General features: G+C 68.5%; 19 protein-coding genes. 7 read left to right on the top strand and 12 right to left on the bottom strand.

Annotation, left to right across the window (positions count from 1 at the left end):
- Positions 1-8: 8 nt before the first annotated feature.
- The 8 genes from BN948_RS23400 to BN948_RS23435 are packed head-to-tail and all read right to left on the bottom strand — an operon-like array spanning position 9 to position 7575.
- On the bottom strand, positions 9-734 hold the full coding sequence (locus tag BN948_RS23400; RefSeq protein WP_009518697.1) for a GntR family transcriptional regulator: 726 nt from the start codon (positions 732-734) through the stop codon (positions 9-11).
- A 23-nt stretch (positions 735-757) separates the two neighbouring features.
- Positions 758-1423 carry a cysteine hydrolase family protein gene (locus BN948_RS23405; RefSeq protein WP_009518696.1) on the bottom strand — a complete coding sequence of 222 codons (666 nt, stop codon included), beginning with the start codon at positions 1421-1423 and terminating at the stop codon, positions 758-760.
- A gap of 11 nt (positions 1424-1434) precedes the next feature.
- Positions 1435-2829: an AtzE family amidohydrolase gene (locus BN948_RS23410; RefSeq protein WP_009518694.1), complete on the bottom strand. Its 1395-nt coding sequence runs from the start codon at positions 2827-2829 to the stop codon at positions 1435-1437.
- Between the two features lies 1 nt (position 2830).
- Positions 2831-3037, bottom strand: a complete 207-nt coding sequence (locus BN948_RS23415; protein ID WP_009518692.1) for a DUF4089 domain-containing protein — start codon at positions 3035-3037, stop codon at positions 2831-2833.
- A complete protein-coding gene (locus BN948_RS23420) occupies positions 3037-3960 on the bottom strand; it encodes an ABC transporter permease (RefSeq protein ID WP_009518691.1) in 924 nt (307 codons plus the stop codon). The genes BN948_RS23415 and BN948_RS23420 overlap by 1 nt, the downstream gene beginning before the upstream one ends.
- Positions 3957-5039 (bottom strand): ABC transporter permease, encoded by a 1083-nt coding sequence (locus BN948_RS23425; RefSeq protein WP_009518690.1) that lies wholly within the window; start codon positions 5037-5039, stop codon positions 3957-3959. Before BN948_RS23425 ends, BN948_RS23420 begins: the two co-directional genes overlap by 4 nt.
- A complete protein-coding gene (locus BN948_RS23430) occupies positions 5036-6637 on the bottom strand; it encodes an ABC transporter ATP-binding protein (protein ID WP_009518688.1) in 1602 nt (533 codons plus the stop codon). The genes BN948_RS23425 and BN948_RS23430 overlap by 4 nt, the downstream gene beginning before the upstream one ends.
- A 5-nt stretch (positions 6638-6642) precedes the next feature.
- Positions 6643-7575 carry a BMP family protein gene (locus BN948_RS23435; RefSeq protein ID WP_050980672.1) on the bottom strand — a complete coding sequence of 311 codons (933 nt, stop codon included), beginning with the start codon at positions 7573-7575 and terminating at the stop codon, positions 6643-6645.
- Positions 7576-7823: 248 nt separating this feature from the next.
- Here BN948_RS23435 and BN948_RS23440 point away from each other — a divergent pair, with 248 nt between their 5' ends.
- From BN948_RS23440 to BN948_RS23450, 3 genes are read left to right on the top strand one after another with little or no spacing between them, the layout of a single operon-like run.
- Positions 7824-8624 (top strand): cysteine hydrolase family protein, encoded by an 801-nt coding sequence (locus BN948_RS23440; RefSeq protein WP_009518686.1) that lies wholly within the window; start codon positions 7824-7826, stop codon positions 8622-8624.
- A 44-nt stretch (positions 8625-8668) separates the two neighbouring features.
- Positions 8669-9802: an amidase gene (locus tag BN948_RS23445; protein ID WP_236953877.1), complete on the top strand. Its 1134-nt coding sequence runs from the start codon at positions 8669-8671 to the stop codon at positions 9800-9802.
- On the top strand, positions 9799-10473 hold the full coding sequence (locus BN948_RS23450; protein ID WP_009518684.1) for a TetR/AcrR family transcriptional regulator: 675 nt from the start codon (positions 9799-9801) through the stop codon (positions 10471-10473). Before BN948_RS23445 ends, BN948_RS23450 begins: the two co-directional genes overlap by 4 nt.
- A gap of 6 nt (positions 10474-10479) precedes the next feature.
- Here the strand turns inward: BN948_RS23450 and BN948_RS23455 are convergent, their stop codons facing one another.
- The 4 genes from BN948_RS23455 to atzF are packed head-to-tail and all read right to left on the bottom strand — an operon-like array spanning position 10480 to position 14863.
- Positions 10480-11304, bottom strand: coding sequence for an ABC transporter ATP-binding protein (locus BN948_RS23455; RefSeq protein WP_009518683.1), 825 nt, complete (start codon positions 11302-11304; stop codon positions 10480-10482).
- Positions 11301-12116, bottom strand: coding sequence for an ABC transporter permease (locus BN948_RS23460; protein ID WP_009518682.1), 816 nt, complete (start codon positions 12114-12116; stop codon positions 11301-11303). The genes BN948_RS23455 and BN948_RS23460 overlap by 4 nt, the downstream gene beginning before the upstream one ends.
- A gap of 5 nt (positions 12117-12121) precedes the next feature.
- Positions 12122-13126, bottom strand: a complete 1005-nt coding sequence (locus tag BN948_RS23465) for an ABC transporter substrate-binding protein (protein ID WP_009518681.1) — start codon at positions 13124-13126, stop codon at positions 12122-12124.
- A 48-nt stretch (positions 13127-13174) separates the two neighbouring features.
- Positions 13175-14863, bottom strand: a complete 1689-nt coding sequence (atzF, locus tag BN948_RS23470) for an allophanate hydrolase (RefSeq protein ID WP_009518680.1) — start codon at positions 14861-14863, stop codon at positions 13175-13177.
- A 604-nt stretch (positions 14864-15467) separates the two neighbouring features.
- Between atzF and BN948_RS23475 the strand changes: the two genes are divergently transcribed.
- From BN948_RS23475 to BN948_RS26360, 4 genes are all read left to right on the top strand, one after another.
- Complete coding sequence (locus tag BN948_RS23475) at positions 15468-16667, top strand: flagellin (RefSeq protein WP_035624231.1); 1200 nt, start codon at positions 15468-15470, stop codon at positions 16665-16667.
- A 26-nt stretch (positions 16668-16693) separates the two neighbouring features.
- Entirely contained in the window at positions 16694-18109 is a 1416-nt protein-coding gene (gene fliD, locus BN948_RS23480; RefSeq protein WP_009516285.1) for a flagellar filament capping protein FliD, read from the top strand.
- A gap of 185 nt (positions 18110-18294) precedes the next feature.
- Entirely contained in the window at positions 18295-19482 is a 1188-nt protein-coding gene (locus BN948_RS23485) for a flagellin (protein WP_035624234.1), read from the top strand.
- A 262-nt stretch (positions 19483-19744) separates the two neighbouring features.
- On the top strand, positions 19745-19881 hold a 137-nt coding region (locus BN948_RS26360; RefSeq protein WP_474997090.1), incomplete at its 3' end, for a flagellin N-terminal helical domain-containing protein.

Here is a 19881-nt window from a genome sequence, read left to right on the forward strand (position 1 = left end):
ACGGAAATTCAGCCCGCCCCCGTCTGCCGCGCCAGAAACACCTGGTGCAAGGTGATCTTGCGCACCTCGACCTGGCTGGTCTGGATGTGCGTGCGCAGCAGCAGGCTGGCGCGGTCCGCGTTGCGCGCCAACACGGCACGCAAGATCTTCGCGTGCTCGTCGTAGGTCGCGTCGATGCGCATCTGCTTCAGAAAATCCAGCCGGCGGATGATGCGGATGCGCTCCGTCACGTCCTGGTGCACACGCGCCAGCTCGTCGTTGCCGGCCGCGCGCACCAGCGTCTGGTGAAACGCCTCGTCCATGGCCGCCACCGCGGCCGCGTCGCTTTCGCGGTCGGCGGCCGGCACCAGCCACAACTCCTTCAGTCCCTGCAGCAGCGGGCCAGGCGGTCCCTCGTGCGCGCACAGGCGCTGCACCGCCGCCGTTTCCAGCAGCATGCGCAGGTCGTAGAGCTGGTCGAAGCGGTTGAAGTCGAAAGGCAGCACGCGCCAGCCGGCGCGGAACAGCACCTCCACGAAGCCCTCCTGCTGCAAGCGGATCAGTGCCTGGCGCACCGGCGTGCGCGACACGTTCAGGCGCTCGCAGAGCTCGTTCTCGGTGAAGCGGTCGCCCGGCAGCAGGTGAAAGTCGGCGATGTCGCGCTTGAGCTGCTCGTACACCTCGTCGGCGCGCGAGGGCGGTGTCGCGGCGCGCTTGGCGTGGCCGGGGGAGCGTCGTTTGGCGGTGGTGGGCACGAAGGCACTCTAGCAGTGTGGGGTCAGCGCGGGGGCAGCGCGGTCAGTAGCGCGGCGCTGGAGGCTGTCCAGCCCACGATGGCGCCTTGCGCGCGGACCATCTCCAGCGTGGCGCGCTTGAACTGCGGGAAGTAGCTCTCGGTGCAGTCCTCCAGCAGCAGGGCGTCGTAGCCACGGTCGTTGGCCTCGCGCATGGAGGTCTGCACGCAGACCTCTGTCGTCACGCCCATGAAGACGAGTTGCACGACGCCGGCCTGCTGCAACAGGTTGTGCAGCGGCGTGGCGTAGAAGGCGCCCTTGCCGGGTTTGTCGAGCACGATCTCGCCCGGTCGCGGCGCGAGCGCGTCGATGATCTGGTTGCCCGGCTCGCCCGCGATCAGGATGCGTCCCATCGGTCCTTCGTCGCCGATGCGCAGGCTCGGCTGGCCGCGCAGGCGCTTGGCTGGTGGGCAGTCCGACAGGTCGGGCCGGTGCGCCTCGCGCGTGTGCACCACCAGGCCACCCGCGCGGCGCCAGGCGTGCAGCACGGCCTGGCAGGCGGGCACGATGGCTTGCAGCAGCGAGACGTCGTTGCCCAACGTTTCGCCAAAACCACCGGGCTCGACGAAGTCGCGCTGCATGTCGATGATCACCAGCGCCGCGTGCGCCAGATCAAGCTCGAAGGCGAACGGTTGCGCCGCGATGGTCATGGGGTTCGAGGTCACAACGTCGCCTCTCTTACCTTCGCCACGCCGTTGCGGGCCAGCGCCCAGCCGGCCCGCAGCGCCAGGTCCTCGCGCCAGGGCGCGGCGATGAGCTGCACGCCGATCGGTAAACCGGTGGCCGCCTCGGGCCACAGCGGCGCGGCCACCACCGGGCAACCGGCGAACGAGATGGGCTGTGTCAAGAGGCCGATGGAGGGGCGGCAGGGGAAGCGCTGGCCGTTGATGTCGATCCACTCGGTGCCGATGGCGGGCGCGGCCACCGGCGTGGCCGGCGCGATCAGCACATCCCAGTCGCGGAACAAGGCGTTGACTTTGTCGCGGTAGGCGCGGCGAAAGCGCTGCGCGCGCACGTACCAGGCGGCGGGTTGCAGTGCGCCGGAGATGAAGCGGTCCACCGACAGTGGCTCGAAATCGCCGGCCTGCGTGCGCAGGCGCTGCAAGTGCAAGGCGCCGCCCTCGCTGGCGCTGGTGATGAAGGCCGCTGCACGGGCTTGTGCCGCATCGGGCCACTCCACCGTGGCGCTGGCACCCAGCGAGGCGGCCGCCAATGCTGCCGCCTCGCGCGCGGCGGCGCCAGCGTGTTCGTCGAAGTAGCCACCCAGCCGGCCCACCCGCAGGCCTTGCACGCCCAGGCCGAGCAAACCCCTGACCGGCTGCGCCGAGGTGGCGAAGCAGCCCGGGTCCAGCGGGTCGGGGCCCTGCATCGCGTCGTAGGCCAGCGCCAGGCCGTCCACATCGTCGGCGAACGGGCCAAGGTGGTCGATGCTGGCAACGAAGGGATAGGTGCCCCGGCGCGAGAGCCGGCCGAAGGTGGGCTTGAGGCCCCATACACCGCAGAACGATGAGGGGACACGAATCGAGCCGTTGGTGTCCGAACCCAGCGTGAGCGGCACCTGGCCAGCGGCCACCGCCGCGCCCGAGCCGCCCGACGAGCCCCCGGCCACGTGGCCGGGCCTGTGCGGGTTGTGTGTGGGCCCGTAGTGCGTGTTCTCGGTGGTGAAGCCGTAGGCGTATTCGTCCATGTTGAGCGAGCCGACCAGCACCGCGCCGCTGTCCTGCAGACGCTGCACCAGCACCGCGTCGGCCGTGGCGGGCGGGTTGGTGCGGTTCACCTTGGAGCCGGCCAGCGTCACCTCGCCCGCAATGTCGAACAGGTTCTTCACCGCGAACGGCACGCCCGCCAGCGGGCCCAGCGGTTCGCCCCGCGCGCGCTGCGCGTCCACCCGCGCGGCCTGGGCCCGCGCGGCCTCGAATCGCGTGCCGGTGAAGGCGTTGATGCGCGCGTCGGTCGATTCGATTCGCGCAATGCAGTCCTGCAGCACCTCGGCGGCGCTGCGCTGCCCACTGGCCACGGCCTGCGCGGTCTGGCTGAGATTCAGGGTCATGGCCATGTCAGTGGGGCGTGGGCCGGAACGGGGCGGGGCAGAAGACTTCGGCGATTTCGTCCTCGTCGCGCAGCGCAAAGGCGTCCAGCAGCTCGGCCATGGCGGCGGTGCGCTGAAGGTGGGTGGCCACGCGCGCGGTCTGCTCCTCGTCCAGCGGGAGCCCGAGCACACGGGCGCAGGCTTTCACGTAGGCGAGCACATCCTGTTCTTCCATCAGTGACCTTTGTAGGGAAGGGTGAGTGCGGCCGGCGCCACCTGGCGACCGACCAGGCCACCCACGGCCAGCAGGGCCAGCACGTACGGCAGCATGATGAGCAGCGCATTGGGGATGTCCACGCCCATCGCCGGCAACTGGAACTGCAGTGCGGTGGCGCCGCCGAACAGCACACAGGCCAGCAAGGTGCGGCCCAGGCGCCAGTTGCCGAAAATCACCGCCGCGATGGCCAGGTAGCCGGCGCCACTGGTCATGCCTTCGGTGAAGGTGTGGATGTCGCCGATCGAGAGGAAACAGCCGGCCAGCGCCGACATGAAACCGGTGAACAGCACCGCGCCGTAGCGGATGCGGTTGACCGCCAGGCCCGAGTTGGCGGCCGCCTGCGGCGCGGTGCCGGCCGAATGGATGGCCAGGCCCAGCGAGGTCGAGCGCATGACCCAGGCCACGCCGAGGATCAGCACGATGGCCGCGTACAGCAACCACGTCTGCCGGAACACGTGCTCCCCCAGCACGGGCAGATCGGCCAGGCCTGGCGGTGCCCACTTGTCCAGCCCGGGAATCTCCGCGCGCGAGCGGCTGCCGAAGATCGCGCGGTAGCCCAGCGTGGTGGCGCCCAGCACCAGGATGTTGATGCCGATGCCGGTGACGATCTGGTTGGCGCGCAGGGTGATGCTGAGGAAGGCCTGGAGCCAGGCCACCGGCAGGACGCACAGCACGCCCAGCGCCAGGCCCATGGCCGGCGAACCCGTGGCCCACGAGCCCACGGCACCGGCGAACGCGCCGGTGAGCATCATGCCCTCCACGCTCATGTTGAGCACGCCCGCGCGCTCGCTCACCAGCTCGCCGGTGGCGGCCAGCAGCAAGGGTGCCGCCAGCCGGACGGTGGAGCCGACGAACACGGCGGCGAGTTCGGGTTCGATCATGCGGTGCGTCCTTCCATGCGCTGGATGGCCAGGGCCGCGCCGGCCAGCGTGACGATGATCAGGCCCTGGATCACCACCACCAGGGCGGTGGGCACCTGCGCGACCATCTCCATGTTGATGCCGCCCGAGCGCAGAAAGCCGAACAGCAGCGAGCCGGCGATCACGCCGGGCACCGAGCCACGCGCCAGCAGCCCCACCACCAGTCCATCGAAGCCGTAGCCCGACGAGAACCCGGCCTTGAGCGTGTACTGCTCGCCCTGCAACATGCATGCGCCGGCCAGGCCGCCCAGCGCGCCCGCCGCGCACAACACGCCGATGCTCAGGCGGTCGATGGCCATGCCCGCGCGGCGCGCGGCGCGCGGGTTGAGCCCGGCCGCGCGCAGCTTGAGGCCGAGCACCGTGAAGCCCAGCACCGCGGCGACCACCACCGCCAGCACCAGGCCGATCGGCAGACCCGCATGCAGCGGCACGGAGGCATCGCCCAGCAGCAGCGGCAACTGCGTGGCGGCAGGAATTTCCAGCGATTCCGGCAGGGTGGCCGAGGTGGTCATCGGTCGGCGCAGCAACTGCTCCGACTGCACGCTGCCGTAGACCATCCAGATCGCGATGAACGAGAGCATCAGCGTGGCGATGACTTCGTTCGTGCCGGCCTTGACCTTGAGCACACCGGCGATGCCGCCCCAGAACGCGCCAGCCAGACAGGCCCCGAGCATGGGCACGATGAAAGCCAGGCCGAACGGCAGCCCCGCCACCGGCGGCCACAGGCACAGCGCGGTGGCGGCGATGCCGCCCACGGCGATCTGGCCTTCACCGCCGACGTTGGTGAGGCTGGCGCGCTCGGCGAGCACGAAGCCCAGGCCGACCAGCATCAGCACCAGCGCGCGGTTGATCGATGCCGCCAGTGCGTAGGGCGAGCCCCAGGCGCCGTCGGCGAAGGCCGCCACCGCCTCGGTCACAGGAACACCCATCAGGGCCACCAGGCCCATGCCCGCCAGCATCGAGCCGGCCACGGCCGCCAGCGACACCCACAGGGCCGGGGCGGGCCGCCAGGGTTTCGCGGCCAGTGTCTGCCTGTTCATGCGGCTTGCTCCTGTTGGCCCGCCATCCAGGCGCCGATGCGCTCGCGCTCGGCGCGCTCGGCGCGGCAGATGCCCATGATGCGGCCCCGGTACAGCACGACCACGCGGTGCGCCACCGAGAGCAGTTCGTCGAGTTCGGAGGAGATGAGCAGCACGCCGACACCGCGCGCCGCGGCCGAGCGGATGTGCTTGTAGACGGCCTCGACCGCGCCCACGTCCAGCCCGCGCGTGGGTTGCGCCGCGAGCAGGAATCGCAGGGGTTCGAGCGTGAGCTCGCGCGCAAGCACGGCCTTTTGCTGGTTGCCGCCCGAGAGGCCGCCGAAGGCCACGTCAGGGCTCGCCGCACGCACGTCGAATCGCGTCATCAATTCCTGCGCAGCGCTGCGCAAGGCCGCGCTGTCGAGCAGGCCGAAGCGGCGAAAGCGGTTCAACCGGTCCAGCATCACGTTCTCGGCCACGCTCATGCCCGTCACGCAGGCCAGCGCGTGGCGGTCTTCGGGCACCACGCCGCAACCGGCTTCGGTCAGCACACGGGGGGGCTGGCCCGTCATCTCCTGCCCGTTCAGGAAGAAGCGCCCTTCCGTGGGCGCCAGCATGCCGCAGAGCACGGCGCCCAGTTCGCTCTGGCCGTTGCCCTCGACGCCCGCCACCGCCACGATCTCGCCGGGCGCGACCATCAGCGTGAACCGGTCCAGCCGCAGCACGCCGTCGGCGTCGCGCACGCTCAGGCCGTCGGCCATGAGTGCCGGCTCGCCGTCGGGACTGCCTTGGGCCGCGGGCGCTTCAGCCGCCGGGCCGTCCGATGCCGCAGCCGCGGCCCCGGGGTCTGCCAGATCACGTTGGATCATGGCGCGCACCAGCAGGTCGATCTCGCGCGCCGGTGCGTCCGAGCGCGCCGCGACGCGCCCGCCGCGCAGCACCGTGGCCCGACGGGCCACCTGGCGGATCTCGGCCAGCTTGTGCGTGACCAGCACCACACCACAGCCTTGCGCGGCCACGCGTTCGCACACGTCGAGAAGGGCCGCGATCTCGGCTGGCAGCAGCACCGCCGTGGGCTCATCGAGCACCAGCAGGCGCGGCTCGCGGATCAGGCACTTCACGATTTCCACCCGCTGGCGCTCGCCGACCGACAGATCCTGGATGAGCGCCCACGGGTCCAAAGCCAGCCCGTAGCGCTCGCGCATGCGGTCCAGGCGCGCGGCCCAGGCCTTGCGATCGAGCACGCCGCGGGCCTGGCCGAGCAGCAGGTTGTCGACCACGCTGAGGTCGGGCACCAGGCTGAAGTGCTGGTGCACCATGGCGATGCCGCGCGACAGCGCCTCGGCCGGGGAGCGCGGGTGCCACGGCTGGCCATCGAAGCGCATGCTGCCGGCGTCGCTGGCGTGCACGCCGAACACCAGGTTGCACAAGGTGGACTTGCCCGCGCCGTTCTCGCCCAGCAGGCAGTGCACCTCGCCGGGCCAGAGATCGAGCGACACTTCCTGCAGCGCCTGCAGCGAGCCGAAGCGCTTGGACAGCCCTTCGATGCGCAGCAGCGGTTCACCGACCGGCGCCAGCGCGCCAGCCGTGCCCTCACCCGCGTGCGGCTTCTCGCGCATGGGGCTCAGCCCTCCAGCACCTTGATCTTGCCGCCGAGGATGTCCTTCTTGATCTCCTCGAGCTTCTTCGTCACCTCCGGCGAGGCGCCGCACACCACCATGTCCGAGGCCTTGGGGCCCATGGCGAGGCCGAAGGGCTTGTAGCCCGCCTTCCAGCTGCCTTTGACCGCTTCATCGATCGCGTATTGCACCTGGTAGCCCACGCCGGTGATGCTGTAGGCGGGGTACAGGGCGTCGGTGCCACAGCGGTCGGTGTAGCTGCCCACCACTTTCGTGCCCTTCTCCTTCGCCGCCTGCTCCATGCCGCGCAGACCCAGGTTCAGGATGTGATAGTGGACATCGGCGCCCTGTGCGATGGCCGCCAGCGTGGCCTCCTTGGCCTTGGCCACGTTGTCGAAGTCCCCTGTGTAGTTCTCGAAGTACTTGATCTTCGGGTTCACGTATTTCGCGCCGTTGCCGAACTCCTTGCCGGCGTTCACGATGGACGGAATCTCCATCCCACCAACGTAGCTCACCGCGCCGTTCTTCGACAGCATGGCCGCCGCCGCCCCCGCCACGAACGCGATCTCGGCCTGCTTCACGTCGTAGCCGGCGACGTTGGGCATGTCTTCGGCCTTGTTGCCGCCCACGATGGAGAAGCGCGTATTCGGAAAGCGCTTGGCCACCTTCATCACCGCCGCCTGCGTCTGTCCGCCCACGCCGATCACCAGTTTGTTCTTGCTGGCCAGGTTGGTCAGCGCCTGTTCCATGTCGGCGTAGTTGATGTTCTCGATCATCTGCACCTTGATCTTGTCGCCGTGCGCCTTCTGCGCCGCCACCAGGCCGTCGTAGCCGGACTCCATCCAGCCCTTGTCGGACTTGGAGCCCGGGATGAGGATGCCGACGGCGAGCGGGTCGGCCGCCTGCGCCAGCGGCGCGAGGGTGCCGGCCGACAGCATCAGCGCAAACGCGATGCCGCCGAGCGCGAACCCGCGGCGGGAAGATGAAGCAACGGAGAAGGTGGGTTTCATGGCATGCCTTTCGCTTGGGTGGAAGGGGAAGTAAATAAACGATTACTTATCACCATGTCCTGCAATAACAGTGCCAGTCCCGCGGCCGGATGTGTGCCCCACATGGGTGCGCCAGAGCGCCTGGCGCACCAGCCTGCGGCGACGCACTTCAACCGCTGCACCCAGCCGGAGCCTTCATGAAACGCCATCCGTACCTGCCCGATGCCCGCCCTCGGGGCGCCCTTGGCCTGGGCCACCAGTACCACTGGATCGCCACGCCCGAGGAAGTGGACATGGCCATGGCGCCGCCCGCGCCCGTGCGCGCGCGCATCGACGCCGCGCCGCAGAACGTGGTGCTCGACTTGCGGCGCACCGCGATCGTCGTGATCGATCTGCAGAACGACTTTTGCACCCAGGACGGCTGGGTCGACTCGCTCGGCGCCGACTACACCGCCGACCGCGCGCCCATCGAGCCCCTGCGCCGGCTGCTGCCCGCGCTGCGCGGCGCGGGCGTGCCGGTGATCTGGGTCAACTGGGGCAATCGCCCCGATCTGGCCAACATGCCGCCCAACCAGATCCACCTGTACGACAACGGAGGGCAAGGTGTCGGCCTGGGCTACCCTTTGCCCAGCGGCAAAGGCAATGTGCTGGAGAAGGACTCCTGGGCCGCGGCCATCGTCGACGAGCTCGCGCCCGTGCCCGGTGACATCCTGGTCGACAAGTACCGCATCAGCGGCTTCTGGGACACGCCGCTGGACAGCATCCTGAAGAACCTGGGCATCAAGAGCATCCTGTTCGCCGGCTGCAACACCGACCAGTGCGTGCTGCACACCCTGACGGATGCCAACTTTCTGGGCTACGGCTGCGTGATGCTGGAGGACTGTTGCGCCACCAGCTCGCCCGCCTTCTGCACCGAGGCCACGGTGTGGAACGTGAAGAAGTGCTTCGGCTTCGTCACCGGCTCGCAGCAGGTGCTCGACGCCTTGCCCGCGCGATGACGGAGTCATGGGCGTCCCGGGGCTTTGTCCCCGGCCTGGAATGTGTGCGCGAGCCCACGGCGATCGGTGTGCTCGATGGCCTTCGGCTCGCGGTGAAGGACCTGATCGACGTGGCAGGCGCGCCCACGGGCGGTGGCAACCCGGATTGGGCCGACAGCCATCCGGTCCCCGATGCGGACGCCGCCTGCGTGGCCATGCTGCGCGCCGCGGGCGCGCGCGTGATCGGCAAGACCATCACCGACGAACTGGCCTTCAGCCTCGAAGGCGAGAACGCCTTCTTCGGCACGCCACGCCACCCACTGCAGCCCGATCGCCTGCCCGGTGGTTCGTCCAGCGGTTCCGCCGCGGCCGTGGCCTGGGGCGAGGCCGACATCGCCCTGGGCACCGACACCGGTGGCTCGGTGCGCGTGCCGGCCTCTTTCTGCGGCGTGGCGGCCATGCGGCCCAGCCATGGCCGCGTACCGCTGGCGGGGGTGCTGCCGTTTGCACCCGGCTTCGACACGGTGGGCTGGTTCGCACGCGATGTGAACACCTTGCACGCGGTCGGCCAGGTGTTGTTCGGCGGCGCTTGCGGCCCGGCGCGCGTCCCGTTGCGCCCCTGCATCGCCCTCGACGCTCTCGCGCTCGCCGACGCGGACGTGCAGCAGGCGCTGCTGGCCTGGTCCCGGCAGGCGGGCATCGACGCGCCACGTGAAGCATTCGCCGGAGCCTGGCAGGCCTGGGGCGATGCCTACGCGGCCCTGCAGGGCCTCGACATCAGGGAACAGCTCGGGCCCTGGATCCGGCAGCGGCGTCCCCGCATGGGTGAGTCCATCGCCCCGCGATTCGGGCAGGCGTTGGCACTCGACCCCGACACGCGGCCCCGTTGGCAAGCCTGGCGCGACGAAGCGGCGCGCGCCCTCGTCAACCGCCTCGGCCCGGACGAGGCCTGGCTGGTGCCGGCTGCGCCCTGCGTTGCATTGCACCGCTTCGCTGGCAGCGGTGAGCGATCGAACTTCTACGCGCGTGCGCTTGCCCTGGGGTCGCTCGCCGGCCACGCCGCGCTGCCACAGATCGTGCTGCCTTTCGCCGCCGCCCGGGGCTTGCCCGTGGGCGTATCCTTCATCGCGGCACCGGGCCAGGACGAGCGCCTGCTCGAGCTTGCGCTGGCCCTGTCGGCCACCGGGAGCGTGCAGTGACATTGGAATCATCTTCCCGCCGGGTGACGCCGGACGCCCATGCGCCCGCGCGCCGCGACCCGGCCCGCACGCGCGCCCGCCTGCTGCAAGCAGCAGTGGCCGAGTTCGGCGACCACGGCTTCAGCGGTGCGCGCACCGACCGCATCGCGCGCCAGGCGGGCTCCAACATCCGCATGCTCTACCACTACTTCGGCAGCAAGGACGAGCTCTATGTGGCCGTGCTCGAAGCGGTGCTGGCCGATCTGCGCCACGACGAACTGCAACTCGACGTCGATGCCATGGAGCCGCTGGAGGGCCTGCTGTGCATCTTCGATTTCGTGGAGAACCACTTCGCCGCCCATCCGCGCCTGCGAAAGCTGCTGGCATTCGAGAACCTCAACGAGGCGCGCCACCTGGCGAACTCCACGCGCATTCCCGAGATGGCCACGCCGGTGCTCAGCCGCATCCGCAAGCTGCTCGCGCGCGGCGCGGCCAGCGGTGCCGTGCGCACCGGCGTGGACGCGCTGCACCTGTATGTGGCGATGGTCAGTCTCTCCTACTACGGCCGTGCGCATGCCTTCACCCTCTCGCGCATCTTCCAGAAGGATCTGCACAAACCGTCCTGGCAGAAGGCGCACCTAAAGCTGGCCCGCCAGATGCTGGCCGCCTACCTCGCGCCCGAGCGCGGGTGAGCGGCGTCACCGCCGCACCTCGCGCTGGAAGATCTCCAGGCTGCGCTTCTTGGCAGCGATGAAGCTGGCCTCGGACAGCGTGGCCGTGGTGCGCGGGCGCGGGTCCTCATAGCGCAGGATCTCGGCCACCTTGGTCGGCCGCTTGGTGAGCAGAAGCACCTCGTCGGCCAGGTAAACGGCCTCTTCGAGGTCGTGCGAGACCAGCATCATGGTCGTGCCGGTCTGCATGAAGACTTCCTGCAACTTCTCGCGGATGAACAGCGTCATCTCGAAGTCCAGCGCGGAGAAGGGTTCGTCCAGGAACAGCACCTCGGGGTTGGGCGCGAGCGCACGCATGATGGACGCCGTCTGCTGCTGCCCGCCCGAGAGTTCGTAGGGGTAGCGGTTGAGGTCGAACTTGACGTCGAAGGACGCCACCAGCTCGGCCATGCGCCGATCCACCTCGGCCTTGCTTCTGCCTTCGAGCTTGAGCGGGTAGGCGATGTTGTCGATGGTGCGCATCCACGGGAACATCGCTTCGCGGTAGTTCTGGAACACGTAGCCGATCTTGGTGTCCTTGAGCGACTTGCCGTCGAACAGGATCTCGCCGCTGCCGATCGGAATGAGTCCCGCGATCATGTTGATCAGCGTGCTCTTGCCACAGCCGTTGGGGCCGAAGACCGAGACGATGCGGTGCTTGGGGATGTCGAGGTCGAAGTTCTCGTACAGCGGCCAGCCGGCGAAGTACTTGGTGAGGCCTCGGATGGTGATGTGCGTGCCGGCCGGACCGGGTTTGAATTCGGGCTCCGGCACATCGGCGTCGTACACGGGGGCATTGAGGACAGCGTTCATCTTCCGCTCCAGTGAACGATCTTGCGTTCGATGACCAGGAACAACACGTTGAGCGCATAGCCCAGCGCCCCCGCGGCGAGGATGGACGCGTACATGTCCTTCACGTTCATCACCTGCTGCGAGTTGATGATGCGGTTGCCCAGGCCGCTGTCGGCGCCGATGAACATCTCGGCCACGATCACGATGACCAGCGCCATGGACACGGCCGAGCGCAGGCCGACGAAGCTGGGTTGCAGGCTTTCCCACACCAGCACGTCTCGAAACACCTGCCAGCGCGTGGCGCCCATCACCTTGGCCGCCATCACCCGCTGCTTGCGTGCGTTGATGACGCCGTAGGCGCTGTTGAACACCACGATGAGCAGGGCGCCGAAGGCCGCGATGGCGACCTTGTTGATGTCGGACACGCCGAAGATCATGAGGAACAGCGGGATCAGCGCCGAGGAGGGCGTGGAGCGGAAGAAGTCGATCAGGAACTCCACGCTGCGGTAGGCCTTCTCGTTGCTGCCGAGCAGCACGCCCAGCGGCATGCCCACCACGGCGGCGATGAGGAAGGCCTGCACGGTGCGCCACACGGTGACCGCGAAGTCGCCGAGCAGCGGGCCGCCGGCCAGGCCCCCCAACAGCGCGCCCAGGGCGTCCAGGGGTGGCGGCAGCAGGATGGGCTTGATGAAGCCCAGGCGCACCACCAGGTCCCAGACGATGAAGAGCACGATGGGGCCCACGAAGGGCAAGGCCTTGCCCCAGTCGGTCTTCTTTGGCGTGGTGGGCGCGCCGCTCGCGGCGGGCGGGCTCCAGGGCTTGGCGGCTTCCATCGCGTTCAGCCCTTGTAGAGCATGCTGTCGACCATCAGGCGCGAGCTGAAGATGCCCTTCTCGCTGAACAGGTCGAAGAACTTCTGGAAGTGCGCCACGTCGGTCGGCGTGAACTCGTTGTACAGGGTGTACGCGGCCAGCGGCACCTCGCCGGTGAGCGCGCCTTCGATGGGCGTGTAGCCCTTGAGGTACTGGCGCGCCTCGACAGCCTTGGTGCGTACGTAGTTCACGCCTTTGCCGTACGCGGCGACGAATTTCTTCGCAGCTTCCGGGTTCTTCTTGATGAACTCCGACGACAGCGCGGCCGAGCCGCCGAACCAGGGCGCCATCGGGTCGCCGAGCACGTACTTCGCGATCACGCCCGGCTCCAGCACGCGGGTGGTGCCGTTCATGCGCCCGATGGTGCCCGTGGGCTCCAGCGTGTAGGCGCCGTCGACCTGGCCGGCGGCGAGCGCGGCCACGTGCTGGCCAATCGGCAGTTCCACCACGGTGGCGCCGGTGGCGCCACCGCGCTCGAGCACGGTCTTGGCCAGCGTCACGTTCTGGATGCCGGGGCCGCTGGCGACGCGCTTGCCCTTGAGGTCGGCCATCACCTTGGCCGGGCTGGCCACCGGCACGATGACTTCGTCGAGCACGTTCTTCACGTTGCTCGGGTTGGAGCAGAAGATCTTGAAGGTGCCGGGTTGGGCCAGCTCGCCGATGGCGATGTTGGCCGAGCCGGTGCCGTTGGCGGTGGCGTCGGCGCGGCCGGAGAGCACGGCCTCCATCACCTGCTGCGCGCCGGCGAACTTGAGCGCCTCCACGTCGAGGCCGGCCTCCTTGAAGTAGCCCAGCTCCACCGCCGAATAGAAGGGCAGGCCTGCCGCGATGGGCCAGTAGCCGACGCGGATCTTCGGGCCACTTTGCGCGCGCACGGAAGGGGCACCGAGCGCGCCGAGCACGGCGGCGGCGGTGCCCCACTGGAGCAGTTGGCGGCGGCGGGGAGCGATGGCGCGTGGGAGGGTGGTCATGGAGAACTCCTGCGGTTGGATGAAGGAAGGGTGAAACGGATAGAGGGTTCAGGTGCTGAGCGCAGAGGCTGGCCGGCTGGCCTGTGCCATGTAGGCACGCCAGCCGCCGTGGTGCGTGATGTCGAGCGCGCCGAGCGTGGCCGCGTGTTCGCAGACGAAGCCCTGCACGCGCTCGCCACTGGCGAGTTCCAGACTGCCGATGCCCAGCGGCGCGGGAATGAGCGCGACGAAGCCGCCGTAATGGCGCAGCGGCATGTCCCACACCTCCACGGCGATGGCCGCGCCCTGGCCGGGTGCGACGCGCAGCAGGCCGGGCTTGGCCGGTGTGGTGCCGGGCAGGGCGAAGAAGCGGTAGTCGGCGCTGGTGGTGGTGGTCTGCAGCAGGCGGGCGTCGCGCTCCGTGAGTTGGCCGTTGAGTGGCATGCCGCTCAGGTGGGCGCCCACCACGGCCACGCGCACGCGCGGCTCCTCGTGCAGCGGCAACGGCTCGGGTGGGGGCAACGCCTCACCCGTGGCGCCTTGCGTGAGGCCGCTGGCGTGGTGCAGGCGCTGGCCGAGTTCGATCAGCGGCCAGTCCATGCCGGCCGCAGCGATCAGCGTGACACCGAAGGGCAGGGCGTCCGAGCGCAGCCCGGTGGGCACGGACAGGGCCGCGTAGTCGAGCAGGTTGACGAAGTTGGTGTAGGCGCCCAGGCGCCGGTTGAGGGCCACGGGGTCGGCCTGCATGTCGGCGATGGACGCGTGAATCGGCATCGTGGGCACGACCATCACGTCCATGCCTTTCCAGGCGGCGCGCGCGCGTTGCGACAGGGCCTGCAACCTGACCTGGGCCTCGCACCAGTCGGCGGCGGAATAGGCGCGCCCGCGCCCGACGATGCCGTGCACGGGTTCGATGACGTCGGCCTCGTGTTCGTCGAAGAAGCGCCGGATGGCGGCGTAGCGCTCCGCCACGAGCGCGCTTTCGTAGAGCAGGTCGGCGATCTCGGCGAAGGGCTGGTAGTCGAAAGTGATGGGCGTGCCGCCCTGCGCCTTGAGCTGTTCGATGGCCCGTTCGAACGCAGCGCGGCTGGGCGCGTCGCAGGCGCTCAGGTCGTCGGGTACGCCGAAGCGAAAGCCGGCCGGCCAGGGCGTGGTGACGAGGGGCAGTTCACGCGAGTAAGGGTCTTGCGGGTCGTGGGCGACGGCCTGCGCGAAGACCCGCGCGGCCAAGCCCACGGTGCGGGCGAAGATGGAGACGCAGTCCAGGCTCTGGGCGGCGGGCAGCACGCCGTGGGCGCTGATGAGGCCGCGTGAGGGCTTGAGGCCGACGATGTTGTTGAGGCCGGCGGGCACGCGGCCGGAGCCGGCGGTGTCGGTGCCGAGGGAGAAGTCGACTTCGCCGCGGGCGACGACGACGGCGGAGCCGGAGCTGGAGCCGCCGCTGACGAGGGTAGGGTCGAAGGCGTTGGGGACGGGGCCGTAGGGGGAGCGGGTGCCGTTGAGGCCGCAGGCAAACTGGTCGAGGTTGGTTTTACCGTCGAGGGTGGCACCAGCATCGAGCAGGCGTTGCACCACGGTGGCGTGTGCGGGGGCGGTGCGTTCGAAGGCGGGGCAGGCGGCGGTGGTGGGCCAAGTCTGGACGTCGATGTTGTCCTTGACGGCGAAGCGCAGGCCTTTCAGGGGGCCTTCTTCCCTGGTTCGCAGCGGTTGGTCTGGCCGGTGGAGCCAGGCGTTGGTGTTGGATTCGACTTGCACCATGTTGAAACATCCCATCTTGGATACAAGATGTGATGCAAGTCTGATGCCAGGTTTTTCTTGGCTGCTTTCGGGGGGCTTTTTCCGGCTAAGGCGGTCGTCGGCGCTCGGGTGTCCGGCTCCGCGACTGTCCCCCGGAACGGAGCGCTGGCGCGCTCCGTTCCTCCTCCTTTATGTCGCTACGCCGGACACCCGATCACCGACGACCTCGTTGGCACTCGGTCTGTGGGCGCGCCACCGCTTCTTCGGCTCGCGGACGCTGGGTGCACTGCGTAGCGAAATAAAGGGGGAGGACGGCGCAGCCGTCCGGAGGACATTCGCGGAGCAGTGCACCCAGCGGCCGCGAGCGACGCGAGGTGCAGCGAGCGAAACCTCCCCCTGCAAACCCAGCCGCAACAAAGCCCAAAGCCAAGAACAGCCGATGTTCGGCAGTGCTTATCCGACCGTTCACCGTCGGACAAACCTAAAGAATTCACGCCCATCACCGAAATTGACGGAGCGAGCTTCCCGATGGAGTTCGTCGCCAGGCCAGCCAGGGCGGCGATCAGTGACGGTGAGACCCGGAGTGTCCCGGGTCAACCCTTCCAGTCCATCACAGGAGTGAGTTATGACCACCATCAACACCAACATGATGTCGATGACCGCCCAGCGCAACCTGGCGACGTCGGCGGGGTCGCTCGCGACCTCCATGCAACGCCTCTCGTCGGGCCTGCGCGTCAACTCCGCCAAGGATGACGCCGCCGGCCTGGCCATCTCCGAGCGCATGAACACCCAGGTGCGCGGCCTCAGCGTCGCCGCACGCAACGCCAACGACGGCATCTCCCTCGCCCAGGTCGCCGAAGGCGCCCTCGGCAAGGTCGGCGACATGCTGCAGCGCATGCGCGAACTGGCCGTGCAGTCGGCCAACGCCTCCAACAACGCCGACGACCGCAAGGCCCTGCAGGCCGAGGTGACCCAGCTGCGCCAGGAAGTGGAGCGCGTGGCCAAGACCACCGCCTTCAACGGCACCAAGCTGCTCGACGGCACCTTCGCCAACGTCACCTTCCAGGTCGGCGCCAACGCCGGCGAAGGCATCTCCATCGAGTCCATCGTCAGCGCCCGCGTCGACGACATCGGCGCCACCGACTTCAACATCACCCCGGCCATCAACAACCTGGCCGACCCCGTGGCCCCCGCCGTGCTGGCCGCCGTGGCCGCTGGCACGCTGGAAATCCTGGACGCCGACGGCAACGCCGTGCCGCTGGGCCCCATCGGTGAAGCCACCACCGGCGCGCAACGCACCACACAGGTCGTCGACGCGATCAACGCCAAGTCCTCCGACACCGGCGTGTTCGCGCGCCCCGTGCTCGACGCCACCGGCGCCGTCACCGGCTACGAGATCTTCTCGGACCGCGCGCTGGACACCGCCGCGGGTGAAGCCCTGGAAAGCCTGGCCGGCGCGGCCGCCGACGTCGGCACCGTGGTCGCCACCGCACCCACCGCCGCGCCTTTCACGCTGGAAGACATCAACATCGAGAACTTCGGCGACAGCCAGCTCGCGATGAAGGTGATCGACAACGCCATCGACGCCATCAACAGCTCGCGCGCCGACCTCGGTGCCTTGCAGAGCCGCTTCGAAAGCGCCGTGGCCAACATCAACATCACCGGCGAGAACCTCTCCGCCGCGCGCGGCCGCATCGTCGACGCCGACTTCGCGAAAGAGACCTCCAATCTCTCGCGCGCCCAGATCCTGCAGCAGGCCGGCACCGCCATGGTCGCGCAGGCCAACCAGATCCCGCAGAACGTCTTGTCGCTGCTGGGACGCTGACCCACCACTGACCCCGAAGGAACCGCATGGCGACCATCACTTCACCCGGCATGGCCTCCGGCCTGCCCATCAAGGAAATGGTCGCGCAGCTCGTGGCATTGGAGCGCGCGCCGCTCACGGGGCTGCAGACACAGGTCACCAAGGCCCAGAGCAAGCTGTCCATCTACGGCACCATCAGCTCGCTCGTCACCACGCTGGGCGACGCAGGCGCGAAGCTGGCCGAAGCCAACGCGTTCAAGGCCGTCAAGGCCACGTCCTCGCTGCCCGATGTGGTGGGCGTGACGGTGAAAGCGGGCACGCCGCCCACCGGCTTCTCCCTGGAGGTGCAGCGCCTGGCGACGGCGCAGAACACGTCCAGCGCCGTGGTGCCGGCCGGCAGCGGCATGGGCGCGGGAACGCTCACCATCAGTCTGGGCAACTGGGGCAGCGGCAGCTTCGTCGCCAACGCCGAGGAAGAGCCGGTCTTGATCACCGTCGAGGAAGGCAAGGACACGCTCAAGGACATCGCCCAGCAGATCAACGACTCCGACGCGGGCGTCACCGCCACCGTGCTCAAGGACGCCAATGGCGAGCGCCTGCTGCTGCGCTCCAAGTCAACCGGCGCCGAGATGGGCTTCCAGGTGGAAGCCACGGACGCCGACGCGGGCGATGGCAAGGACCTCGGGCGCCTGGCCTACATGGGTGCGGGGTCGCCCAGCACCCTCACGCAGGCCGGGCTGAACGCGCAAGCCACCATCAACGGCGTGGCCATCGAATCGGCCAGCAACACCGTCGCGGACACCATCGACGGCCTGACATTCGAGCTCAAGCAACTCACCACCACGCCAGTGAACGTGACCGTGGCCAACGACAAGGACGCGATGAAGAAGACCGTTCAGGGCTTCGTCGACGCGTACAACGCCGTCATGGACTTGCTGGCCACGACCACCAAGTACGACCCGGAAACCAAGGTCGCCGGCTCGCTGCAGGGCGACAGCACCGCCACGGGCCTGCGCAACGCCATCCGCGGCATGATGCGCTCCAGCACGCCGGGCGGCGAGTTCACGCAGTTGCTGGACATCGGCATCGAGATCAAGTCCGACGGCAAGATGAGCATCAACAGCACCAAACTCGACGCCGCGCTGGACAAGCCGGCCGAGCTGGGCAAGCTCTTCGGCGCCACCAGCGACGACCCCACGCAGCGCGGCTTCGGCCTCAAGCTCGACGCCTTCGCCGACGGTCTGGTGGAATCGGGCGGCACGCTCAGCAACCGCACCGAGTCATTGAACGCCAGCATCAAGCGCACCAACAAGGAAATGGACAAGGTGGTGGACCGCGCCGCGCGCGCCGAGACGCGCTACCTGGCCTACTACAACGCGATGGACGCCAACGTGGCGCGCCTGAACTCGCTCAACGCGTACATCACGCAGCAGATCACGATGTGGAACAAGAACACCGGGTGATGAGGCGAAGCGCGGCATGACAAGCGCGACGGGCGGTGGACATCCACCGCCCGTTTTGTTTTAAGGCCCACACGACTCAAGTAATCGACGTCCTGGCCGAAACACCCAGGCAACGGGCCACGAATCGCGGTTCGTGATCCGGCAACAAGCGCCGGTTGCCTTCAAACCTTTCACAGGAGTCTGTCATGACCACCATCAACACCAACGTGATGTCGATGACCGCTCAGCGCAACCTGAGTGGCTCGGCCAATTCGCTCGCCACCTCCATGCAGCGCCTGTCCTCGGGCCTGCGCGTCAACTCCGCCAAGGACGACGCCGCCGGCCTGGCGATTTCCGAGCGCATGAACAGCCAGGTGCGCGGCCTCAACGTCGCCGCCCGCAACGCCAACGACGGCATCTCCCTCGCACAGACCGCCGAAGGCGCACTGGGCAAGGTGGGCGACATGCTGCAGCGCATGCGCGAACTGGCCGTGCAATCGGCCAACGCCTCCAACAACGCCGACGACCGCAAGGCGCTTCAGTCCGAAGTGACGCAGCTGCGCCAGGAGATCGACCGCGTGGCCAAGACCACCAGCTTCAACGGCACCAAGCTGCTTGACGGTTCCTTCGCCAACGCCACCTTCCAGGTCGGCGCCAACGCCGGTGAAGGCATTGCCATCGAATCCATCGTCTCGGCCAAGTCCGACACGCTGGGCACCACCACGGTGAGCTCGTCCGACGTGATCGCGGTGGACGTGGAAACCGACAACGCCACCGACGGCGTGGCCATGGCCGCCGGCGACCTCACCATCGAAGACGCTTCGGGCACCGCCATCGACCTCGGCCCCATTGCTGCCGCCACCACCAACGAACAGCGCACCTCGCAGATCGTCGACGCGATCAACGCCAAGTCGTCCGACACGGACATCTTCGCCAAGATCGAATACGACGCCGCGGGCGCCGTGACCGGCTACTCGGTGTTCTCGTCCTCCCGCACGCTGGATGGCAGCGAGTTCGGCGGCTCCTTCGCGGCCGACCCCACCGGTGACGTCGGTGGCGCCACCTACGCCGACGCCGACTTCTCGCTGGAAGACATCGACATCAACAGCTTCGGCGCCGCCCAGCTCGCGATGAAGGTGATCGACACCTCGATCGACTCGATCAACAGCTCGCGCGCCGACCTCGGCGCCTTGCAGAGCCGCTTCGAGAACGCCGTGGCCAACATCAACATCACGGGCGAGAACCTCTCCGCCGCGCGCGGCCGCATCGTCGACGCCGACTTCGCGAAGGAGACCTCCAACCTGTCGCGTGCCCAGATCCTGCAGCAGGCCGGCACCGCCATGGTGGCGCAGGCCAACCAGGCACCGCAGAACGTGCTGTCGCTGCTGCGCTGATCGACCCGTTTTCTCGTACGACACACGTCGTTTCGCGGCGGTGGCTTCCAGGCCACCGCCGCTTTTTCATTTGGGGGGCAAACACCCCCCTTTTCTCTGTTGACCACCGGGCGTCGGCCGCGATGAATAGGACTAAAGAAGGGGCGCGGCGCACCGAAATAGAAACCAACGAATCTTGATGAGGTTCGTGCCCGGCACACGGCCTTCGACATGGACACGCGCCGGATCGTTCAGACGGTTCAACCTTTCAAAGGAATCAGCGATGACCACCATCAATACCAACGTCATGTCGATGACGGCTCAGCGCAACCTGAGCGGCTCTGCCAACTCCCTGGCCACCTCCATGCAGCGCCTGTCCTCGGGCCTGCGCGTCAACTCCGCCAAGGACGACGCCGCCGG

The sequence above is a fragment of the Hydrogenophaga intermedia genome (assembly GCF_000723405.1).
GTDB lineage: Bacteria > Pseudomonadota > Gammaproteobacteria > Burkholderiales > Burkholderiaceae_C > Hydrogenophaga > Hydrogenophaga intermedia.